At 66.7% G+C, this 18743-nt stretch carries 17 protein-coding genes; 6 read left to right on the top strand and 11 right to left on the bottom strand.

What is annotated here, in order from left to right; all coding sequences use genetic code 11:
* Positions 1-94: 94 nt before the first annotated feature.
* From AB2U09_RS08935 to AB2U09_RS08920, 4 genes are all read right to left on the bottom strand, one after another.
* A complete protein-coding gene (locus AB2U09_RS08935; protein WP_459192368.1) occupies positions 95-2200 on the bottom strand; it encodes a type II secretion system F family protein in 2106 nt (701 codons plus the stop codon).
* Entirely contained in the window at positions 2197-4710 is a 2514-nt protein-coding gene (locus AB2U09_RS08930; RefSeq protein WP_459192367.1) for a type II/IV secretion system ATPase subunit, read from the bottom strand. Before AB2U09_RS08930 ends, AB2U09_RS08935 begins: the two co-directional genes overlap by 4 nt.
* A gap of 136 nt (positions 4711-4846) precedes the next feature.
* Complete coding sequence (locus AB2U09_RS08925; RefSeq protein WP_459192366.1) at positions 4847-5992, bottom strand: pyridoxal phosphate-dependent aminotransferase; 1146 nt, start codon at positions 5990-5992, stop codon at positions 4847-4849.
* Positions 5989-6477, bottom strand: coding sequence for an Lrp/AsnC family transcriptional regulator (locus AB2U09_RS08920; protein WP_459192365.1), 489 nt, complete (start codon positions 6475-6477; stop codon positions 5989-5991). The genes AB2U09_RS08925 and AB2U09_RS08920 overlap by 4 nt, the downstream gene beginning before the upstream one ends.
* A gap of 108 nt (positions 6478-6585) precedes the next feature.
* Between AB2U09_RS08920 and AB2U09_RS08915 the strand changes: the two genes are divergently transcribed.
* A complete protein-coding gene (locus tag AB2U09_RS08915) occupies positions 6586-6924 on the top strand; it encodes a hypothetical protein (RefSeq protein ID WP_459192364.1) in 339 nt (112 codons plus the stop codon).
* 42 nt (positions 6925-6966) lie between these two features.
* Here AB2U09_RS08915 and AB2U09_RS08910 read toward each other — a convergent pair whose 3' ends face one another.
* Positions 6967-7767, bottom strand: coding sequence for an HpcH/HpaI aldolase family protein (locus tag AB2U09_RS08910; RefSeq protein WP_459192363.1), 801 nt, complete (start codon positions 7765-7767; stop codon positions 6967-6969).
* Positions 7768-7886: 119 nt separating this feature from the next.
* Between AB2U09_RS08910 and AB2U09_RS08905 the strand changes: the two genes are divergently transcribed.
* Entirely contained in the window at positions 7887-8453 is a 567-nt protein-coding gene (locus AB2U09_RS08905; RefSeq protein WP_459192362.1) for a thioredoxin family protein, read from the top strand.
* 25 nt (positions 8454-8478) lie between these two features.
* On the opposite strand, the gene AB2U09_RS08900 is transcribed toward AB2U09_RS08905, so the two are convergent.
* The gene (locus AB2U09_RS08900; protein ID WP_459192361.1) at positions 8479-9732 is read right to left on the bottom strand and encodes a sialidase family protein; all 1254 of its coding nucleotides are present in this window, start codon (positions 9730-9732) and stop codon (positions 8479-8481) included.
* Positions 9733-9816: 84 nt separating this feature from the next.
* Here AB2U09_RS08900 and AB2U09_RS08895 point away from each other — a divergent pair, with 84 nt between their 5' ends.
* Positions 9817-10644 (top strand): SDR family NAD(P)-dependent oxidoreductase, encoded by an 828-nt coding sequence (locus AB2U09_RS08895; protein WP_459192360.1) that lies wholly within the window; start codon positions 9817-9819, stop codon positions 10642-10644.
* A 174-nt stretch (positions 10645-10818) separates the two neighbouring features.
* Here AB2U09_RS08895 and gfo6 read toward each other — a convergent pair whose 3' ends face one another.
* Together gfo6 and AB2U09_RS08885 are read right to left on the bottom strand one after the other, a co-directional pair.
* Positions 10819-11889 carry a D-xylose 1-dehydrogenase Gfo6 gene (gfo6, locus tag AB2U09_RS08890; protein WP_459192359.1) on the bottom strand — a complete coding sequence of 357 codons (1071 nt, stop codon included), beginning with the start codon at positions 11887-11889 and terminating at the stop codon, positions 10819-10821.
* A gap of 157 nt (positions 11890-12046) precedes the next feature.
* Positions 12047-12625 (bottom strand): hypothetical protein, encoded by a 579-nt coding sequence (locus tag AB2U09_RS08885; RefSeq protein ID WP_459192358.1) that lies wholly within the window; start codon positions 12623-12625, stop codon positions 12047-12049.
* Between the two features lie 112 nt (positions 12626-12737).
* Between AB2U09_RS08885 and mvaD the strand changes: the two genes are divergently transcribed.
* Positions 12738-13718 (top strand): phosphomevalonate decarboxylase MvaD, encoded by a 981-nt coding sequence (gene mvaD / locus AB2U09_RS08880; RefSeq protein ID WP_459192357.1) that lies wholly within the window; start codon positions 12738-12740, stop codon positions 13716-13718.
* Positions 13719-13739: 21 nt separating this feature from the next.
* On the opposite strand, the gene AB2U09_RS08875 is transcribed toward mvaD, so the two are convergent.
* Positions 13740-14654, bottom strand: a complete 915-nt coding sequence (locus AB2U09_RS08875; RefSeq protein WP_459192356.1) for a universal stress protein — start codon at positions 14652-14654, stop codon at positions 13740-13742.
* Positions 14655-14779: 125 nt separating this feature from the next.
* Here AB2U09_RS08875 and AB2U09_RS08870 point away from each other — a divergent pair, with 125 nt between their 5' ends.
* Together AB2U09_RS08870 and AB2U09_RS08865 are read left to right on the top strand one after the other, a co-directional pair.
* Complete coding sequence (locus AB2U09_RS08870) at positions 14780-15487, top strand: class I SAM-dependent methyltransferase (protein ID WP_459192355.1); 708 nt, start codon at positions 14780-14782, stop codon at positions 15485-15487.
* A gap of 75 nt (positions 15488-15562) precedes the next feature.
* Positions 15563-16768 carry an NAD(P)/FAD-dependent oxidoreductase gene (locus AB2U09_RS08865; protein ID WP_459192354.1) on the top strand — a complete coding sequence of 402 codons (1206 nt, stop codon included), beginning with the start codon at positions 15563-15565 and terminating at the stop codon, positions 16766-16768.
* Here AB2U09_RS08865 and AB2U09_RS08860 read toward each other — a convergent pair whose 3' ends face one another.
* On the bottom strand, positions 16769-17845 hold the full coding sequence (locus AB2U09_RS08860) for a chemotaxis protein CheW (RefSeq protein ID WP_459192353.1): 1077 nt from the start codon (positions 17843-17845) through the stop codon (positions 16769-16771).
* Positions 17842-18741 (bottom strand): ParA family protein, encoded by a 900-nt coding sequence (locus AB2U09_RS08855; protein ID WP_459192352.1) that lies wholly within the window; start codon positions 18739-18741, stop codon positions 17842-17844. The genes AB2U09_RS08860 and AB2U09_RS08855 overlap by 4 nt, the downstream gene beginning before the upstream one ends.
* Positions 18742-18743: the final 2 nt, after the last annotated feature.

Raw genomic sequence — 18743 nt, 5'->3', positions numbered from 1 at the left:
GGGTCCGGTTGGGTCCTCGCGCACCTAAGGGCGTTGCCGGGCCACGCCGGGCGCGTTGTCGATCGCTATGGGAATAAATTCGCTCGCCGCGCCGTCACGATATCAGCGTGACGACGTACCAGACGACCAGCGCGATCGTCGGGAGGATGACGGCGAACTTGACGCCGGCGAGCAGGCTCACGTCGCGGATGTACCCCGCGATGAACGAGGACAGCAGCGCCTGCAGGACGACGGCGTGGAAGAACAGCACCGAGAGCATCTGCGTGTTGACGCCGCTGAAGTTCCCGCCGGGGGCCTGACCGGAGGCGCCACCGCCACCGGACGACGCGGACTGGGCCGCCAGGTCGGCCATCACGTTGAGGAACTTGATCTTCAGCAGGGCCATCACGCCCAGCAGGGTGAGGTAGGTCATGATGATGATGACCATCTGCATCCGGGTGCGCGACTTGCGTTCCAGGTCGATGTCGTCCTGATTCTCCGAGGCCTGGGCGGCCGTCGAGAGCACGTCCTGGATCTGGCTGGAGGCTTCCTGGGCCTCGCTGATCAGTTTGACAGTCCGGGCGAGCCGCGGGATGTGATAGCGGTTGTTGAACTCCCGGAGGGCGTCCTTGAGGCTGGTACCGTAGTTGACCTTCGCGTGCATGGTCTCCAGCTCGTCGGCCATCCGCCCCGAGGAGGTGTCGGCGACGACCTTGATGGACTCCAGCAGGGTCATCCCCGTGTCGTTGGCGCTCGCGAGCTTGCGGAGGTTCTCCGAGAGGTTGCCGACGACGCTGCGGCGCGTCCGGAGGTTCCACTCGTAGAAGATCCCGAGCGGCAGGAGATTCAGGTATATCGGGACGTACACCCACATGAACGTCCCCGTGATGACGGGGTAGGTCCACCGTTTGTCCGGCGTGTTGAGTTTGTCGGGCACGTCGCCGCCGACCGGAACGACGAGTTCGGAGATCGTCATCGGCGCCATGTGGAAGATGACGATGACTGCGAAAAACGCGATGGTGATCGGGATCGTGAGCCCGAGCACGTACAGCGGGTTGTCCCGGAAGAAGATGTGCGGCCGCTTGACGATCTCCGTCGCGCGGTAGGTCCCCTCGCGGCTCTTGATGCGGTCGAAGACGCCGTAGTTGCCGGTGTAGCCCTCGACCAGTCCGAGGCTCAGGACGCCGTCGTCGGCCTCCGAGTAGGTCTCCTTGTCGCCGCGGTCGGGGCGCAGGTAACCGTCACCGATGGAGTCCTGCGTGACTGTCGAGGTGAGCACGAGGAAGCCGACGCCGGTCAGCGGGATGAGCCCGTAAACCGTCCCCAGCATCATGTCCATCTTCGACCCCGAGGACATCATCGACATGATCACGAGGATGATGATAAGCAGGAGCGGGAACAGCGAGAGCGTCATGTACATCTCGCCGAACAGCTCCAGCGTGTCCAGCATCTTCTTCTGCTCCTGCTTGGCCGTCCGCATGTGCTTGTCCTTCTGGTCTTCGAGGAAGGAGGTCATGTCCCCGCCGGAGTCGACGATCGAGAGCATGTCGGTCAGGAACTGGCTGAGTTCGTCGCTGGGCGTCTGTATCGACTGGTTGCGGATCGCCGTCCGGTAGTCGGTATCGAAGTACTCGGTCTCGAGAACGAGCGACTGGAACTCCTTGGCGACCTCGCCGTAGGTGTCGTCGGCCTGGGCCATCGCCTGCAGAATCTCGAGCTGGTTGAGGCCCCCGACCGAGAGGGCGTACATGAACGCCACCGAGTCGGAGAGGAGCACGTTGATCTCGCGTTCGCGCGCGTTCGAGCGGAAATAGGGTATCGAGACGAGCGATCCGAAGCCGACGCCGAAGCCGATGGCGCCGAAGACGATCCCCGAGACGAAGATGATCGCGGGGACCTTCAGCGCCGAGACGACCGGCCGGATGGAGTCGGGCAGCCGGAGCCCGAGGAACTGCGGGTCGGTGATCCCGAGCATCTGGACGATCAGGTACCCGAGCAACATCCCCAGCAGCCAGAGGGTCAGGCCGGCGACGGTGCCGACCGCCAGCGCCCGGGAGATGTACATCTCGACGTTGTCGTCCATCCGCGCCTCGCCGAGCTTGTCGTCGATGCCCTTGACGAACTCCCCCTCCTCGTCGAACAGCGTCTGGTAGAGGGGGTAGAAGGTGTCACCGACGGTGTTCGCACCGCCGAGCTGGCGGGACTCGCGCCCGAGGCTCATGCCTCGTCAGCCTCCGCACCGGCCGCGGGCACGAACTCGCTGAAGTCGATCTCCTCTTCGCCCTCCTCGTCGACCGGTTCGATGTCGGTCTGCTCCTCGACGCCCGTGAGCGCGCTCACGATGTCCGACGTCTCCTTGTCGCGGAACTGCTGGAACAGCGGCTGGGCGTTCTCGAGGATGTCCTCGGCCTCTGCCAGCATCTCCGCCGGCGGGTCCGGCCGCGGGACCATCTCCTCTTTGTCCGGGTCGATGTTGATCTTGACCGACTCCATGTCCCGCAGGTCCTCCAGCGAGCGTTCGAGTTTCCCCTCGGCGATGAGCGCCATGATGGTGTCGGGGTCGTTGATGAACGCCTGGACGGCGGCCGCGACCTCCGTGTAGGTGTTGAGGTTCTGCTCGATGAGATAGGCGAGGACGACCTTCCGCATGAACAGCTCCTCGTCGAGGCGCTCCTGTTGCCACCCGCGGTCGAACTTGAGCTCCTCCAGCGTGTTGGAGTTGCCCATCTGGAGGAATTCGTCGGTCTCGGCCTGCCACTCGTAGACGTCGCGGACGTTGATCTCGTCGTGTTCCGCCGAGTACTCGTTGATCTCGGTGAGGTTCTTGTTGCGGCGCACCTTGTTGCCGTCGACCCGCGTCTGCGTCTGGATCGAGACCAGGTCGAGCGCCGTGAAGAGGGTCTTCGAGACGTTGATCGGCTCGGTGGTGAACCGTTTGATGACCTCACCGACGGTGTCCGCGTGGAAGGTGGAGTAGGCCGTGTGCCCGGTCGACATGACCTGGAAGAGGTCGCGACCTTCCTCCCCACGCACCTCGCCCATGACGATGTAGTCCGGGCGCTGGCGCAGTGCGGCTTCCAGCAGATCGAACTCGTCGACGTCGCCCTTGTCGTCCTCGCCGAACGAGGGGCGAGTCACCGAGGCGACCCAGTTCCGCTGGGGCAGTTCGACCTCGCGTGTGTCCTCGATGGAGACGATCTTCGCGTTGCTCGGGATGAACAGGGAGATGGCGTTCAGCGACGTGGTCTTCCCCGATGCCGTACCGCCCGCGAAGATCATCGACTTGTTGTTCTCGATGCACAGCCAGAGGAACGCCATCTCGTCGAGCGAGAAGGTGTTCCAGTTGATGAGGTCGACCGGCGTGAACGGGACGTCCTTGAACTGACGGATGGTGTAGTTGGTCCCGTGGTCGGAGACCTCCTCCCCCAGGGTCAACTGGGCACGCGACCCGTCCGGCAGGGTCGCGTCGACCTGCGGCTGTCGCTTCGAGATGCCCTTGCCCGACCGCTGGGCGAGCTTGACGACGAAGTCGTCCAACGACTGCTCGCCGTGCTCGACGTTGGTGATGATGTTCTCGTACTCGGAGTGGTAGACGAACACGCGCGAGTTGTACCCGTCGCAGGAGATGTCCTCGACGTTGATGTCGTGTTTGACGGGGTCGATCCGCGCGTAGCCGACGAAGTCACGTTTGAGGCGGTACAGTAGCTTCTCGACCTGGTACTCGGTGAGCGTCTTCGGGTCGTCCTCGATGACGACCGACTCGGGCCTGGCGGCGATCCCGTCGAGTTCGCCTTCCTGAGCCTGGATGTCGACCGCCATACCCAGCGCCTCCTTGAACTGATCCATCAGGCCCTGATCGTCGCCCCCTTTGCGGGGCGAGTACAGGTCGTACCGTTCGAGTAGCCGCTCGGTCTCTCGCTGGATGACGTTAGCACGGTCGGCCTCGCTCCCCTCGACGACGACGTCGTCGTCGGAGTACTTGATGGCGGATTTGAGCTTGCCCGAGAGGAAGTCGACGAGCTGGGACTCGATGTCGTTCTCGTAGGGCTCTATCGCGTAGTACTTCTTCTCGTTTTCCTTGCGCGAGTGGAAGATGACGATACAGGCGTAGGGCTTGTTCACCCAGTAGCGCTCGACCTCGACGAAGTGGGCCTTCTTCTCCAGCGGGACGGCCTTCTCCAGGTCGTAGCGGTTGACGACCGTCGTGTGACCGTCGACGGTCGAGAAGAAGGCGTCCTCGTCGAGTTCGGGATTGACGTCGACGGTCCGTTCGTCGACGATGGCCGACAGGCGCTCGGCGGCGCTGCCCCCCTGGCTCAGTCGGTCCTCGGTTTCGTCGGGGTCGAATCCGAGGTACTCCTCCGGTTCGAAGGGGATCTTCTCCCCTTCGCTGTCCCGGGGGATCTCCCCGTCCTCGTCGTAGTAATACTCCTGTTTGAAATGTTCCCAGGTGTAGCGGTCCTTGACGACGATCGAGCGCTCGGCCTCGATCCGGTCACCCCAGGCCTGATCGAGAGTCTTCGCCGCGCTCGCGCCCGACTGGAGCCTGTCTTCGATCTCCAGCGGGTCGAAGCCGAGATACTCGCTGCGGTCGAAGCGCCCACCAGTGTGCACATCGCGCCGCAAGTCGTTCCAGGTGTACTCACCCACAGTCGGACCACCCTCGGAGAACCGATCGCCCCCAGACCCGACCTGGTCTGACTCGTTGCCCCCCGTACCATCAATTGCCATTACAGGCATAACTGCTAGTAAGACGGAAAAAGCTTTACGCCCGCAACCTCCCGTTCGATAATCACTCCATAACGCCGTTTTCAGCGCAGTAGGGAGCCCCTACGGGCGAGCTACGCGAACGTGTTACTTATATATGCTATTTTATAAACGATTCTATCCTGTCAAGTGCCTCTTTGAGGTCGCCGAGACTCGTGGCGTAGGAGACGCGGAGGTGTCCCGCACCGCCGGCGCCGAAGACGTTCCCCGGAACCACTGCGACGCGCTCCTCTTCCAGCAGCGCCTCGGCGAAGGCGTCGCTATCGTCCCACGGACACTCGGGGAACGCGTAGAACGCCCCCGCGGCCGGGAAACAGTCGATGTCCATCTCGTCGAACCGCGAGAGGACGAAGTTCCGTCGGCGGTCGTACTGGGCGCGCATCTCGCGGACCTCGTCGTCGCAGTTCTCCAGCGCCTCGACAGCCGCGTGCTGGGCAGTCGTCGGCGCCGAGAGCATCGTGTACTGGTGGATGCGGTTCATCGACTCGATGGCCTCCGGCGGGGCGAGCGCGTAGCCGAGTCGCAGCCCCGTCATCGCGTAGGCTTTCGAGAACCCGTTGAAGACGACGGTCCGTTCGCGCATCCCCGGAAGCGTCGCGATCGAGGCGTGGTCGTGCTCGTAGGTGAGTTCGGAGTAGATCTCGTCGGAGAAGACGAGCAGGTCGTGCTCGCGGGCGAACTCGGCGACCGGCGCCAGTTCCTCGCGGGTCATCGTCGCCCCGGTCGGGTTGTTCGGGTAGCACATGACGAGCGCGTCGGCCTCGGCGGCGCCCGAATCCTCCAGCACGTCCCGTGTGAGTTTGAACTCGTCCTCCGGGCGCGTGGGCACGTCGATCACGTCGGCGCCCGCGAAGCGCGCGCTGGGCACGTACGAGACGTAACAGGGCTGGGCGATGGCGACCGAGTCCCCGTGGTCGAGAAAGGCACGGAAGGCGAGATCGACGGCCTCGCTCGCGCCCGAGGTGACGAGTATCTCCTCGTCGGGGTCGTACTCCAGTCCGTAGCGCTCGCTAACGTCCGCCGCGATTCGGTCGCGGAGCTCGGACATGCCGCGGTTGGCCGTGTAGGAGGTCTGGCCCCGTTCCAGCGAGGCGATGGCGGCGTCGCGGGCGGCCCACGGCGGCGCGAAGTCCGGTTCGCCGACGCCAAGCGAGATGATGTCGTCGTACTCCTCGGCGAGTTCGAAGAACCTGCGGATGCCGGAGGGAGGCACCGAGGCGACGCGGTCGGTCGGGTCGAACGTCATGGCGAGATCGACAGGCGGTCGTCGTCGTGGCCGTCCCCGAACTCGACGCCGCGCTCCTTGTAGCTCTCCATGATGTAGTGGGTCACCGTCTGGGTGATCTCGGGGACGGGCGCCACCTGCTCGCTGATGAACCGCGACACCTCGCTCATCGAGTCGCCCTCGACCTCCATGGCGAAGTCGAAGTCGCCGCTGACGAGCCGCAGGCCCTGCACTTCGGGGAACTTCGCGAGGCGCTCGGCGATGTCGTCGTAGCCCGTCTCGCGGTCCAGCGTGACGTTCAACTCGACGGCCGCGCGCACGCGCTCGGGCTCGACTTTCTCCCAGTCGACGACGGCCTGGTAGCCCTTGATGACGCCCTCGCTCTCGAGGTCGTCGACGACAGCCTCGACCTCGGCGGGGTCGAGACCGGTCTGTCGGGCCATGTCCTCGGTCGAGTACCGCGCGTTCTCGCGGAGCAACGCCAGTATCTCCTCGCGGTCGCTCATACCTATCTACCGGCCCACTGCGAACAAAAGGGTTTCTCCATCCCGGTAGCGACTCGCACACGGCCGAGATAGGCGGCTTTATCCCAGCGTCTCCCATAGGCGTCCACTATGCTCGATACCGACCCGTCCGACGGTGGGGCGGACGACGACGGCGGCTGGGCCTTCGTGGCCGACAGCGACGGGGCCGCGAAGCTGTTCGGAACGCTCGTCGAACTCGACACCGAGGACGCCTACACCCGTTCGGAACTCGCCGAACGCTCCGGCGTCCCGCTGAAGACGCTGTACCTCAACGACCTGATCGCGGCGTTCGTCGATCTCGGCGTTCTCGAAACTGAGGTGGCACCGTCCGACGACGACGGTGAACCCTCCTACCGCGTCGTCCCCGACTCGGATCTGCTGGTCGCAGCCGAAGCGTTCGAGGACGCTTACCGCTCTCAGGCGGACTAAACGCGGCTGACGGGTCCTCGCTCCGCCCCGACTGGCTCGCTCTCACTCGCTCGACCGATCGCCTTCGAAGCCGTCGAGCCAGCCGGTGACCGCCGACTGGACTGCGCCGGTCGTGCTCCCGACGTGGAGGATCTGGTATCCCTTCTCGGCTTTCTCGTTGACGTCGTCCATCCCGAATCCGAGTCCGCCGAGCGCCACGTCAGCGTCGACGGCGGTCGACCGGATCGTCTCGATCCCCTCGCGGACTTCGTCGTGGTCGAGCTCGCCCGGATGTCCGAGCGACACCGACAGGTCGAGCGGCCCGGCGAAGACGAAGTCTAGCTCCGGGACCGCGACGATGTCGTCGATGGCGTCGACGGCTTCGGCGTTCTCGATGGTCACGCCGAAGAAGACCTCCTCGTCCTCCGTGGCGACGTAGTCCTCGGCCAGCCCCCAGCGGCGCGCTCGCGGGTTCGCCATGCCGCGGTCGCCCGGCTCGCCGTCGTACTCGAAGCGCGCCGCGCGGGCCGCCTGCTCGACTTCCTCGACGTTCTCCACGCGCGAGAGGAAGAGGTTCCTGACCCCCGCGTCGAGGGCCTTCCTGACGAGTGCCGTCTCCGTCGTCGGGATCCGCGCGAGGATTTCCGTGTCGGTCCCTTCGGCGGCGCGCAACAGCTCGTCGACCGCGCTCGCGTCCCACGGGCTCGGGCCGCCGTGTTCGAAGTCGATCCACACGAAGTCGACGCCGAGTTCCCCATAGAACTCCACGAGCGTCGGACTGTAGGTGTTGTCGAGGACGCCCAGCGCGACTTCGCCGGCTTCGACTCGGTCCCTGAGCGCGTTCTCACGGTGGCTGTTGACCATGCCTCCTCATCGGCCGTCGCTCCCCTAAGGATGGTGCCGGCATCGGCCGGAGCGTCGGTCGACCGGCTGGCCGTCCCACCCGAAACGTCATTCTGCCGGCCTCCGTAGCGGCGCCCGTTATGGTCGCACTCGACTCCGAGGAAGACGCGCTCGACCGCGGCGACGCTGCACCGGACTTCGAACTCCCCGGCGTCGACGGGGAGACCCACGCGCTGGAGGATTTCGCCGACAACGAGGCGCTGTTGCTCGTGTTCACCTGCAACCACTGCCCGTACGCCCAGGCGAAGTTCGACGAACTGAACGCGCTGGCCGAGGAGTACGACGAGGTGGCCGTCGTCGGGATCAATCCCAACGACGCCGCGGAGTACCCCGAGGACTCTGTCGAGAAGATGGGGGAGTACGTCGAGCGCGGCGAGGTCCAGTACGACGCCTACCTGCGCGACGAGAGCCAGGAAGTCGCCGCCGCCTACGGCGCGACCTGCACGCCTGATCCCTTCCTCTTCGAGGAGACAGACGGCGAGTTCCGGCTCGTCTACCACGGCCGGCTTGACGACGCGCTCAACCCCGACGACGAGCCGACCGAGCGGGAGATGAAGGCCCTCATCGACCGCCTGCTCGCCGGCGAGGCGATCGACGACGAGTTCGAGCCCTCTCGCGGCTGCTCGATCAAGTGGAAAGACGAGTAAGTCGGGAGCAGTTTCGCTTCGCTTCTCAGGACAGGTCGAGCGGCGCGGAGGCGTAGCGAATCTCACAGCGCCCGTCGGCGACGTGCGTCGAGGTCAGCTGGAGCAGTTCCTCGCCGTCGGCCGACGGGAGCAGCGGCGTCGTCCACGCGACCGTCCTGTGGCCGGCGTCGAGCTCGTCTTCGAGGGCCAGCGGCGCGGCGACCGATTCCCAGTCTTCGAAGTCCTCGAAATCGGTCGTCGCGAGGAGCGTCCGGCCGCTCCCCGGCGCCTGCTCGCTCTCGTCGGTCCGCAGTGTCTTCGCGGACGCAACGACGGCACCGTCCGCACGGCCCCCTTCGGTGGCTCCGTCTGAACCGTTCGCCTCGCCAGGCCCGCCCGCTACGTCCGCGGGCGTCCACGTGACGTACGGGCCGTTCGTGAGCTGGTGGCCCTCGTCAGTCTCGACGGGTGATCCGAGGTCCTCGGGGTCGCCCCAGTCCAGACCGTCCGGCGACGTCTTGACGAAGACGCCCCCCTCGTAGGTCGGGCCGACGATCTCGAAGGTCAGCACGTAGCGCCCGTCCGGGAGTCGCGTCACGACGGGCATCCCCGGCCGGTCCTCGCCGTTGGGGACGACCGCGTCGAAGACCTCGTCCTCCCACGTCTGTCCCCCGTCGAGCGAGCGCCGGTGGCCGACGAGCTGTGCGTAGCCCTCGTCCTGGTAGCGCTCGTCGGCGAAGTAACAGACGAGTTCGCGGTCGGCGTCGAGCGCGAACTCGGGTTCCCAGACCGGCGTCGCCCCGGCCTGCGGGGCGGCGCGGCCGCCCTCGGCGACCGTGCTGACGTAGGACCACGAGCGGCCGCCGTCCTCGCTCGCGTACACGTCGATCTTGGTCTGCGATCGGTCCTCGGGGATCGAGTTGCCGGCGGCCAGCACCGTCCCGGCCTCCCACGGGCCGACGGCCTCGGGAAGCTCGAACAGGACCGGCTGGTAGCGCAGGCCCCAGTCGTTCTCGGTGTCGCGGATAACCGAAACCGGTTCCCACGACTCGCCGCCGTCCGTGCTCCGGTAGATCGGGAAGTAGGGCTGGTCTTCAGGGACCGCGATCGCGTCGTCCAGTTCGTCGGCGAACGGATCGGGACAATCCGGGTCGGCGCTCGCGTAGTGCTCGAAGGTCGCCAGCAGCGTCTCGCCGGCGGCGTCGTCGTGCAGCAATCGCTCGACGCGCGGGTACATGGCTCCCGCGCCCGGCGCCTCGGCTGGCGGCTCGTACAGCACGTGGCCGTCGCGTCCTGTCATACTCTCCCTCACCACACCCGGTACCATAGATCCCGGGGATCCGGAGCGGAAAGCTACAAAGGGACCCGAACCGGGAATCGACCTATGGGAACTGTAAACTACGACTTCTCCGAGGAGACAGTCATCGTGACCGGCGGGACCTCCGGCATCGGCCGCGAGGTCGCGACGCGGTACGGCGACGCCGGCGCGACCGTCATCGTCGCCGACATGCGCGAGGAGCCGAAGGAAGACGACATCTCGGCGCCGACCCACGAGGCTATCGAGGACGCGGGCGGCGAGGCGACCTACGTCGAGACGGACGTCTCGGACCCCGAGCAGGTCGGGTCGGTCGTCGAGGCCGCCCGCGAGTTCGGCGGCGTCGACGTGATGGTCAACAACGCCGGCATCTACCGCGACGCCGCGCTCACCGAGACCGACGCCGACGAGTTCGACCAGGTGATGGCCATCAACGTCCGCGGCGTCTTCGCCGGCTGCCGCGCCGCCGCCCGCGACATGCTCGACCGCGGCGTCGAGGGCTCGATCGTCAACACCGCTTCCATCAGCTCCGAGTACGCCCAGCTCGGCCACACGATGTACGACGCGTCGAAGGGCGCCGTGATGATGATCACCCGCGTCGCCGCGCTCGAACTCGCCCGCCACGACATCCGCGTCAACGCCGTCGCGCCGGGGATCATCCGCACCACCTTCGGCCAGGGCAACCCCGACGTCGACGAGGAACTCGGCGACGGCTTCCTGCTCGACGACGCCGACCTGCCGGACCTGCGCGGCCAGGACATCGAGCCGACCATCCCGATGGGCCGGATGGCGACCCCCGACGAAGTCGCCGGCGCCTACCTCTACCTCGCCTCCGACGACGCCTCCTACGTCAACGGCCACCTCCTCTACGTCGACGGCGGCTACCAGATCATCTAGAGACCATCTTTTTGGCGGAGGGGTTTCCTCGGTCGCTTCGCTCCCTGCGGGAACCCTCCGCCAAAAACAGGGGTGAAAAAGCGCGAGCGGCTCCGCCGCTCGCGTGAACCGGCGCCTTCGGCGCCGGATGCTCAGTGATCCGCTCGGTTGTCCATCACCGCTTTTCCGCCCCGTTCACAGGTCCAGTTCGACGCGCTCTCCGTTCTCGGCGGATTCGTAGAGGGCTTCGATGGCGTGCATGTCGACCATGCTGTGTTCGCCGTCGGCTTCGGGGTCGAGGCCGCGCTGGAGGCGGTTGGCGAAGTACTCGAACTCCTCGTGCATCTGGTCGACCGGTTCCGGCCGGTACTCGCCCTCAATGCCCGGTCCGGAGACCCGGAGGACCTTCCGGGTGTTCGGGAAGAACAGCCCGTCGATGCTGAGTTCGCCCTCGGTACCGACGAACCGGAGCGTCGAGGCCAGTGACGCGTTGTGGCTGACCGTACACGAGGCGAGTTTGCCCTCGGAGAACTCGAGCTGGAACGCGGCGTGCTCGTCGCTGCCCTCGTAGGCCGGATCTTCGGACTCCGTCCGGGCGTAGACGGCCTGAGGGTCTTCCTCCAGGATGAACCGGATCGTGTTCAGCGGGTAGATCCCGATGTCGTTGAGCGTCGTCCCGCCGGCCAGATCGGGATCGAACCGCCAGCTCCCCTCGTCGACGGAGTCGAGGATCGTGTCCGACATGTGCCCGAGGATCGAGACGACGTCGCCGATGGCACCGCTCTGGATCAGTTCTCGGGCGCGGCGAACGGTCGGTTCTGTCTGGAGTCGGTAGGCGACCATCAGCGGCACGTCCGCTTCCTCGCAGGTGTCGACGAGTGCCTGTGCGTCCTCGACGGTCGCTTCCACGGGCTTCTCACAGAGGATCGCCTTGTCGTAAGCGGCCGCGGTTTCGACGTTGTCGCGGTGGAGTCCGTTCGGCGTGCAGATGTACACGGCGTCGTAGGCGTCGGTCGCCGCGCCGTCGGCCCACTCGTCGTAGGTGAGGGCCGCCTCGATCCCATCCATGTCGGCCGCGACGTCCTCGGCCTTCTCCGTGCTGGAACTGACCAGAACCGTCGTCGTACAGTACTCCGCGTCTTCCACGGCGGGGATCGCTTGCTCGCGTGTCCACCACCCCAGCCCGATCATGGCGAACCGAATCGGGTCGGCGTCGGTCGGCTCTTCCCAGTCGCGAGCACTGAAGCTGTCGAGGTCGATCTCCATGAGCGAGAATCACCTCGCACGACAGATAATACTCACGCACGAGGAGGAATCTGTATCGAGCGGCGACGATTCCCGCACCTCCGCTACGATTCTCGTGGATAGGTATAGGGTATCCATCAATCGTCGACAGGGGAAACAAACAGTAATTCGCCAGTCATCACCGAAGGCCGAACACGGCGAGACACGTTATCCAGTCGTCCCCGCGCGGGTTTGGGACATTGATTCCCGCAGCGTACGCTCCCGAATTAAGCGTAGCCGACTCGTTAATATACCCAACGACTGTTTCGACAGTCCACGTCTCGGAGTTACCAGCTGCGACCGTTAGCTTCCCGCCACCCGAACTTTCCTGTTCGATCTCAGACCAGCCGGACGCGCTCTTTCTCCAGACCGACCACGAGTACGGGTTGAACGTAAGATCGGCCCCTGATGCATTCGTGAACGTCAGTTCGAGTGAATCCGGGGTCTCACCGACAGTCGGCGTTGGAAGGAGGTACACCGAGGCAGCGTCGGCTTCGACCGTCTGCGAACACACCGTCGCGTCGTCATCGCCGGATGGTGGGCACTTGACGCTCGCAATCTCTTCCGCCGATACTGGCGTTATCGTTGAGTTTGTGGATTGCTCTGAGCCGAAGGAAGCACAGCCACTGAGGAGCACAATCCCTGTGCCTGTCGAACAGAGAACTGCCCGCCGGGACCAAGGACGAGTCACGCCACCAGTTTTGTTGATGTCTGGCATATGTTTTCGGGACAGTGTGACTGAAATTACTGTTACACTTGCAGGAGGAACACAACGCCGTCCGACGGGTCGGAGCCATAACAGCAAAGTACGGACCCGCGGATTCCCGGGTATGAAGGCGACCGCGAAGGCCCACCCGATCCAGGGGCTGGTCAAGTATCACGGGATGCGCGACGAGGAACTGCGGCTCCCGTATCACGACTCCATCAGCCTCTGTACCGCGCCGAGCCACACGAAGACGACCGCCGAGTTCGACCCGGATCTCGACGAAGACGAGTACCGGATCGACGGCGAGGCAGTCGACGGTCGCGGCGCCGAACGCGTCCGCGCCGTCGTCGACGAGGTCCGCGAGCGCGCGGGCATCGACCACCGCGTCCGCTTCGTCTCGGAGAACTCCTTCCCGACGAACATCGGCTTCGGTTCGTCGTCGTCGGGCTTCGCCGCCGCCGCGATGGCGCTGACCGAAGCCGCGGGCCTCGACCTCTCGCGCCCCGAGATCTCGACTATCGCACGCCGCGGCTCGTCCTCGGCCGCTCGCGCCGTCACGGGCGCCTACTCCCACCTCCGAACCGGCGCCGACGACCACGACTGTCGCTCCGAGCGCATCGACGTCGCCGACGAACTCGAAGAGGACGTTCGCATCGTGGCCGGGATGGTCCCCAGTTACAAGGAGACCGAGGCCGCCCACGAGGAGGCCGCCGAGAGCCACATGTTCGAGGGACGGCTGGCGCACATCCACGAGCAGATCGCAGAGATGCGCGGCGAACTCCGCGAGGGCGACTTCGACGCCGCCTTCGAGCGCGCCGAGCACGACTCGCTGTCGCTGGCCGCGACGACAATGACCGGCCCCGCCGGCTGGGTGTACTGGCAGCCACGGACCATCGAGATCTTCAACGCCGTCCGCGAGTTGCGCTCTGAGGAGGACGTGCCGGTCTACTTCTCCGTCGACACGGGCGCGAGCGTCTACATCAACACGACCGCCGAACACGTCGACCGCGTCGAGGAAGTCGTCGCCGACTGCGGCGTCGACACTCGCGTCTGGGAGATCGGCGGCCCCGCTCAGATCCTCGACGAGAGCGAAGCGCTGTTCTGACTGACGGGTTTCGACCCGATTTCACTCGCTCTCTTCGTGGCGAACCGAGAGTACGGGGGCGGTCGAGTGGCGCATCAGGCGCTCGGTCGTGCTGCCGAGGAGGACCCGGTCGAGGCCGGTACGGCCGTGGGTCCCCATCGCCACGAAGTCGATCCCCTCCTCGTCGACGTAGTCGACCAGCGCCGCCCCGGGTGACCCCTCGATGACCTCCGCAGTGGCGTCGAGCCCTCGCTCGCTCGCTCGTTCGGCGATGCGGCCGGTCGCGTCCTCGCCCGAAGAGACGAGCGGTTCGAGGATGTCGCCGGTCGCCGCGCCACCTCCGCCACCGCCCCCGGGGACCCCAGTGTCGGCGCCCCCGGCCAGGGCCACCGTATCGACCACGTAGACCGCGTGGACGGTGGCGTCGAAGGCGTCGGCGAGGGCGAGGCCGTGGTCGATCGCCGCTTCGGCGGCCGGACTGCCGTCGGTTGGGATCAACACGTCGTCGTACTCGATCGACAGCGAGCCGTTGACGTCCCGGACGGAGACCACGGGTGCCGGCGACTCGCGGACGACCTCCGCGCTGGTGCTCCCGGTCACGACGCGATCGAGGCCGGTCCGACCGTGCGTACCCATCACCACGAGATCGATCCCCTCGCTGGAGACGTAGTCGACAATGGTCTCCGCGGGGCTGCCTTCGATGATCTCCGTCTCGACCGGCTGTCCGGGGACTGCCTCCACGACGGAGGCGACCGCCGCTTCGGCGTCGGCCTGCAACCGATCCACGAACTCGTCGTCGACGCCGCCGGCGCTGAACGGCCCCGCTTCGTCCCCGACGTCGACGACGCTGAGGACGTGAAGCGTCGCATCGAAGGCGTCGGCCAGTTCGATCGCGTGGTCGGTCGCCCGCTCGGCCGTGTCGCTCCCGTCGGTCGGCACCAGAATCGACTCGTACATATCGCCCGTTGGACCGCGAGTCATTTCAATGACTGGTGGGCAGGTGCCACCGCTCCGCGGATCGCGAATTCTCACGGACGTTCCTCTCGAATAGCCTTATATCGCCGCCCGTGTCACGTGGACGCATGCCGATCGACGAGGCGACCGAGGCGGCGTACGCGCTCATGGCCGAGGAGAACGCGGACTGGAGCGACGAGCCGTTGCGCCGCTTGCTGGAGTGGCCCGCGACGCGCTCGCTGCTGCCGGACGTCGACGGGCTGACCGTCCTCGAAGCGGGCTGTGGCGTCGGCGACTACACCGCGTGGCTGGTCGAGCAGGGCGCGGAGGTCGTCGCCGTCGACGCCACGGAATCGGCGGTCGAGCGGACGCGAGAACGGTTCGACGACGCACCCGTCTCTGTCCGCCGGGCCGACCTCACCGAGCCGCTGGCGTTCCTCGACGACGAGTCGGTCGACCTCTTGCTGAGCCAGCTCGTCCTCGAACACGTCTCCGACTGGCTTCCCGTCTTCGACGAGTTCGCCCGGGTCCTGCGCCCCGACGGGCTGTTCGTCTTCTCGACGGGGCACCCAGTTTCGGGATGGGTCACGCCAGCAGAGGCCGAGTCGTACTTCCAGACGGAACAGCTGGTTCAGGACTGGGGCGAGATGCAGCCGCGCAACTACCGCCGACCGCTCGGCGAGCACCTCAACCCGCTGGCCGACGCCGGGTTCGCGATCGAGCGGTTCCTCGAACCGACGCCGGACCCGGCCTACCGTGAGGTCGACCCCGAAAAGTACGACCGGCTCACGACCGTCCCGCGCTGGGAGTGCGTCCGAGCGCGACTGATCGAGTAGTGCTGCGGGCACGGTCGGTTGCGCTGACCGCTCGACCGTCAGTGATCTTTTCTCGGTCCGGCCCACAGTTCCGCCATGCGCGTCGCCGTCTTCGGCGCCGGATACGCCGGTCTGACCCTCGCCCGCGAACTGGAGACGGAACTGCCCGCGGACGTGGACCTCGTCGTCGTCGACGAGGACGCCAGCCACCTCGTCCAGCACGAACTCCACCGCGTCGTCCGCCGCCCGGACCTCGCCGCGGAGATCGTCGTTGACCTCGACGACGTGCTCGATCGGGCCACCGTCCGCGAAGCGACGGTCACCGACGTGGACACCGCCGCCGGTGTCGCCACGCTCGACGGAGGAGACGGCCGCTCCCGTCTCGACTACGACGTAGGTGCCGTCTGCCTCGGGGCCGAGACCAACTACTACGACCTCCCCGGCGTCGAGGAACACGGAACGCCGCTCAAGCGCCTCGCAGATGCAGAGCGCGTCCGCGCGGACTTCTTCGAGACGGTCGAAACTGCTGACCCGGACGATCCCGCACGCGTCGTCGTCGGTGGTGCCGGACTCTCGGGGGTACAGGTCGCGGGCGAACTCGCCGCGCTCGCCGACGACGAGGGCGTCGCCGCGTCGACTGAAGTCGTCCTCCTCGAACGCGAGGACACCGTCGCACCGCGGTTCCCCGAGAACTTCCAGCGGGCGGTCCGCGACGAACTCGAAACCCGGGGCGTCCGCTTCGAGGCCGACCGCCGCGTCACGAGCGCGGACGACGACGTGATCGCCTTCGCCGACGGTACCGAGACGGGCTACGACCAGTTCGTCTGGACGGGCGGGATCCGCGGCCCGGATGCCCTCGACGGCGAGCGCCCCGTCGTCCGCAACACGCTCCGCTACGAGGACGACACGTTCGTCCTCGGCGACGCCGGGCGAGTCGTCGACACCGACGGCGAGGCCGTCCCGGCGAGCGCACAGGCGGCCATCCGCGAGGCGCGGGTCGTGGCCGACAACGTCGCTCGCCTCGTCGAACACGAGCGGTCGGGCGACGGCGGATTCGAGCCCCGATTGGACGGCTACCGCTTCGACTCCGTGGGCTGGTTGGTCAGCGTCGGCGACGGCGCTGTCGCGCAGGTCGGCCCGACCGTGGTCACTGGTCGAGCGGCGAAAGCGCTGAAAACGTCGGTCGGTGCGGGCTACCTCTCAAGCGTCGGCGCCGTCGAGAACGCGGTCGACCTCGTCCGGGAAGAAGTCGGGTGGCCGGACGGCGAGGACGACTCCCTCGAGCGGCGCGACGGTGACTGATTATCCGGCTGCTTCGTCCAGGTCGAGTTCGGGCGTCGTCCAGATGACGAAATCGCCGTCGCGGTCGACGACGCCGTTGACGTGGTCCTGGTCGACCGGCGAGGGGTTGACCTCGTCCTCGGTGACGGGCGTGACCTGGTTCACGTCGTCGACGACCCAGCCGACGGCCCCCTGGTCGTCGAACTCGTCGGGGTCGAAGACGATGATGAGGTCCTTGCTCCCCTCTTCGGGGATGTCGAGCAGGACCTTCGGGTCGAGGATCGTCGTGATCTGGCCGCGCAGGTCGACGACGCCCTCGACGCAGTCGGCCGTGTTCGGCACGCGCGTCACCGTCTCGCGCTTGACGATCTCCTCGACGTACTCGATGTCGAGACAGTACTGCTCGTCGCCGAGCGCGAACTCGAGGACGCGCGTCTCCTCTCCGCTCTGGGTGTCGGCGTCGTCGGCGCGGCCGGCCGCGCCCGGTGCGACCGGGTTGACGCCGTCCTCGGCCGCGCCGTCTCCGCCTTCGTCGGCCGCGGTCAGGCCGGCCTGCTGGGCCATCTCCTCGACGTCGACCTCGACGTCGCCGACGTCGGCGCCGGGGATGTGGATCGTGCCGCCTTCTTCGGTCTCCTGCAGTTCCGCGGCGGCCTCTGCGGCCGCCTCCGCGGCTGCGGAGGCCGCGTCGTCCGGCTCGTCGGCCTCGGCGTCGGGCTCCACGTCGTCGGCGTCGACCGTGTCTGCCTCGAACTCGGGTTCCGGTTCGTCGACCTCGTCGGCGGATTCCGACTCGTCGGTCGCGTCGTCCGTTTCGGTCACGTCGTCCGATTCGGTCCTGTCGTCCGTCGACGCCTCGTCGGTTTCGCCCGGCGTGTCCTCGCCGTCGTCGGCCGCGTCAGCGCCGGCGTCGGCTGCCGGCTCGTCGTCGGCCTGCGCTTCGTCGGGTGATCCGTTTGTCTCGTCGGCGTCTGGCGAGTCCGCGTCCGACGAGTCGGCCGGCTGGTCGTCGTTCGATGCGTCATCCTGTGGCCGGGAACCCTCGCGCATCTCGCGGATGCGGCGGGCGCGGTCCATGCGTTCGTCGTCGTCAGTCATGCTGTTACCTCCGCGTAGCCGAACTGCCGGTCCAGATCCGCCGCGATCTCGAGGAAGACCTCGGTCATGTCCACCGAGGGGTCGTAGGCGAACAGGGACTGCCCGGCGGAAAACGCCCGCTGGAGCGCGACGCGCTTGCGGACCTCCCAGACGGGGTCGTCCGCGAAGACCGCCTCGAACCACTCCAGCATCGTCTCGTCTTCGCTCGTCGCCTCCACGCGGTTGGCGACGACCCCGAGCGTGTCGACGGTGATGTCGGTCTGGGACTCCAGCGCCGTCATCTGGTCGATGAGGAGCTCGATGGCCCGCTCGGAGGTCGCCTCCGTCAGCGCGGGGACGAGGATGTTCCGGGTGGCGAAGATGCCGGTGTCGGTCAGTTTCCCGTAGAACGGCGGCGAGTCGACCACGACGTAGTCGTAGTCGTCCTCGATGGCGCCCAGCGCCTCGTCCAGCGTGTCGAGCGCATGCCCGCCCGTCACCGTGTCGGGCGTGACGTTGACCGCGAGCGTCGACAGGGCCTCGGGGTCGATGTCCACTTCGCCGGCCGTCGCCCGAGCGACCAGGTCGGCGATGGTCAACTCGCGCTCGGCCTGGAGCATGTCGATGTTGCTCGGGACGACGTCCATCTCGGGGTGGTCGACGACCAGGTCGCCGAGCCGGTCGCGCTGGTTGCCGTCCGTCAGGACGTCGAACAGCGTCGGAGGTGCCGAGTCGAACTCCTCGAGGAGGCCGAGCCCTTCTGTCGCGTTGCCCTGCGGGTCCAGATCGACGAACAGGACGTCGCGGCCGCGCTCGTTGAGCGCCCCGGCGACGTTGATCGCCACGGTCGTCTTGCCGGTCCCGCCCTTCGCGTTGGTCACGCAGATGCGCGCCGGTCCGGTTCTGCTGGTCGCCACGT

Source organism: Halosimplex yunnanense, from assembly GCF_054504345.1.
This window is presented reverse-complemented; position numbering and strand designations above follow the sequence as displayed.

Bases quoted from the DNA above. Each gene is read 5' to 3' on its own strand.
- AB2U09_RS08915 (WP_459192364.1), top strand. From the start codon at position 6,586: ATGCTCGATACCGACCCGTCCGACGGTGGGGCGGACGACGACGGCGGC.
- AB2U09_RS08895 (WP_459192360.1), top strand. From the start codon at position 9,817: ATGGGAACTGTAAACTACGACTTCTCCGAGGAGACAGTCATCGTGACC.
- AB2U09_RS08930 (WP_459192367.1), bottom strand. From the start codon at position 4,710: ATGGCAATTGATGGTACGGGGGGCAACGAGTCAGACCAGGTCGGGTCT.
- AB2U09_RS08925 (WP_459192366.1), bottom strand. From the start codon at position 5,992: ATGACGTTCGACCCGACCGACCGCGTCGCCTCGGTGCCTCCCTCCGGC.
- AB2U09_RS08870 (WP_459192355.1), top strand. From the start codon at position 14,780: ATGCCGATCGACGAGGCGACCGAGGCGGCGTACGCGCTCATGGCCGAG.
- AB2U09_RS08885 (WP_459192358.1), bottom strand. From the start codon at position 12,625: ATGCCAGACATCAACAAAACTGGTGGCGTGACTCGTCCTTGGTCCCGG.
- AB2U09_RS08905 (WP_459192362.1), top strand. From the start codon at position 7,887: ATGGTCGCACTCGACTCCGAGGAAGACGCGCTCGACCGCGGCGACGCT.
- AB2U09_RS08875 (WP_459192356.1), bottom strand. From the start codon at position 14,654: ATGTACGAGTCGATTCTGGTGCCGACCGACGGGAGCGACACGGCCGAG.
- mvaD (WP_459192357.1), top strand. From the start codon at position 12,738: ATGAAGGCGACCGCGAAGGCCCACCCGATCCAGGGGCTGGTCAAGTAT.
- AB2U09_RS08865 (WP_459192354.1), top strand. From the start codon at position 15,563: ATGCGCGTCGCCGTCTTCGGCGCCGGATACGCCGGTCTGACCCTCGCC.
- AB2U09_RS08920 (WP_459192365.1), bottom strand. From the start codon at position 6,477: ATGAGCGACCGCGAGGAGATACTGGCGTTGCTCCGCGAGAACGCGCGG.
- AB2U09_RS08935 (WP_459192368.1), bottom strand. From the start codon at position 2,200: ATGAGCCTCGGGCGCGAGTCCCGCCAGCTCGGCGGTGCGAACACCGTC.
- gfo6 (WP_459192359.1), bottom strand. From the start codon at position 11,889: ATGGAGATCGACCTCGACAGCTTCAGTGCTCGCGACTGGGAAGAGCCG.
- AB2U09_RS08860 (WP_459192353.1), bottom strand. From the start codon at position 17,845: ATGACTGACGACGACGAACGCATGGACCGCGCCCGCCGCATCCGCGAG.
- AB2U09_RS08900 (WP_459192361.1), bottom strand. From the start codon at position 9,732: ATGACAGGACGCGACGGCCACGTGCTGTACGAGCCGCCAGCCGAGGCG.
- AB2U09_RS08910 (WP_459192363.1), bottom strand. From the start codon at position 7,767: ATGGTCAACAGCCACCGTGAGAACGCGCTCAGGGACCGAGTCGAAGCC.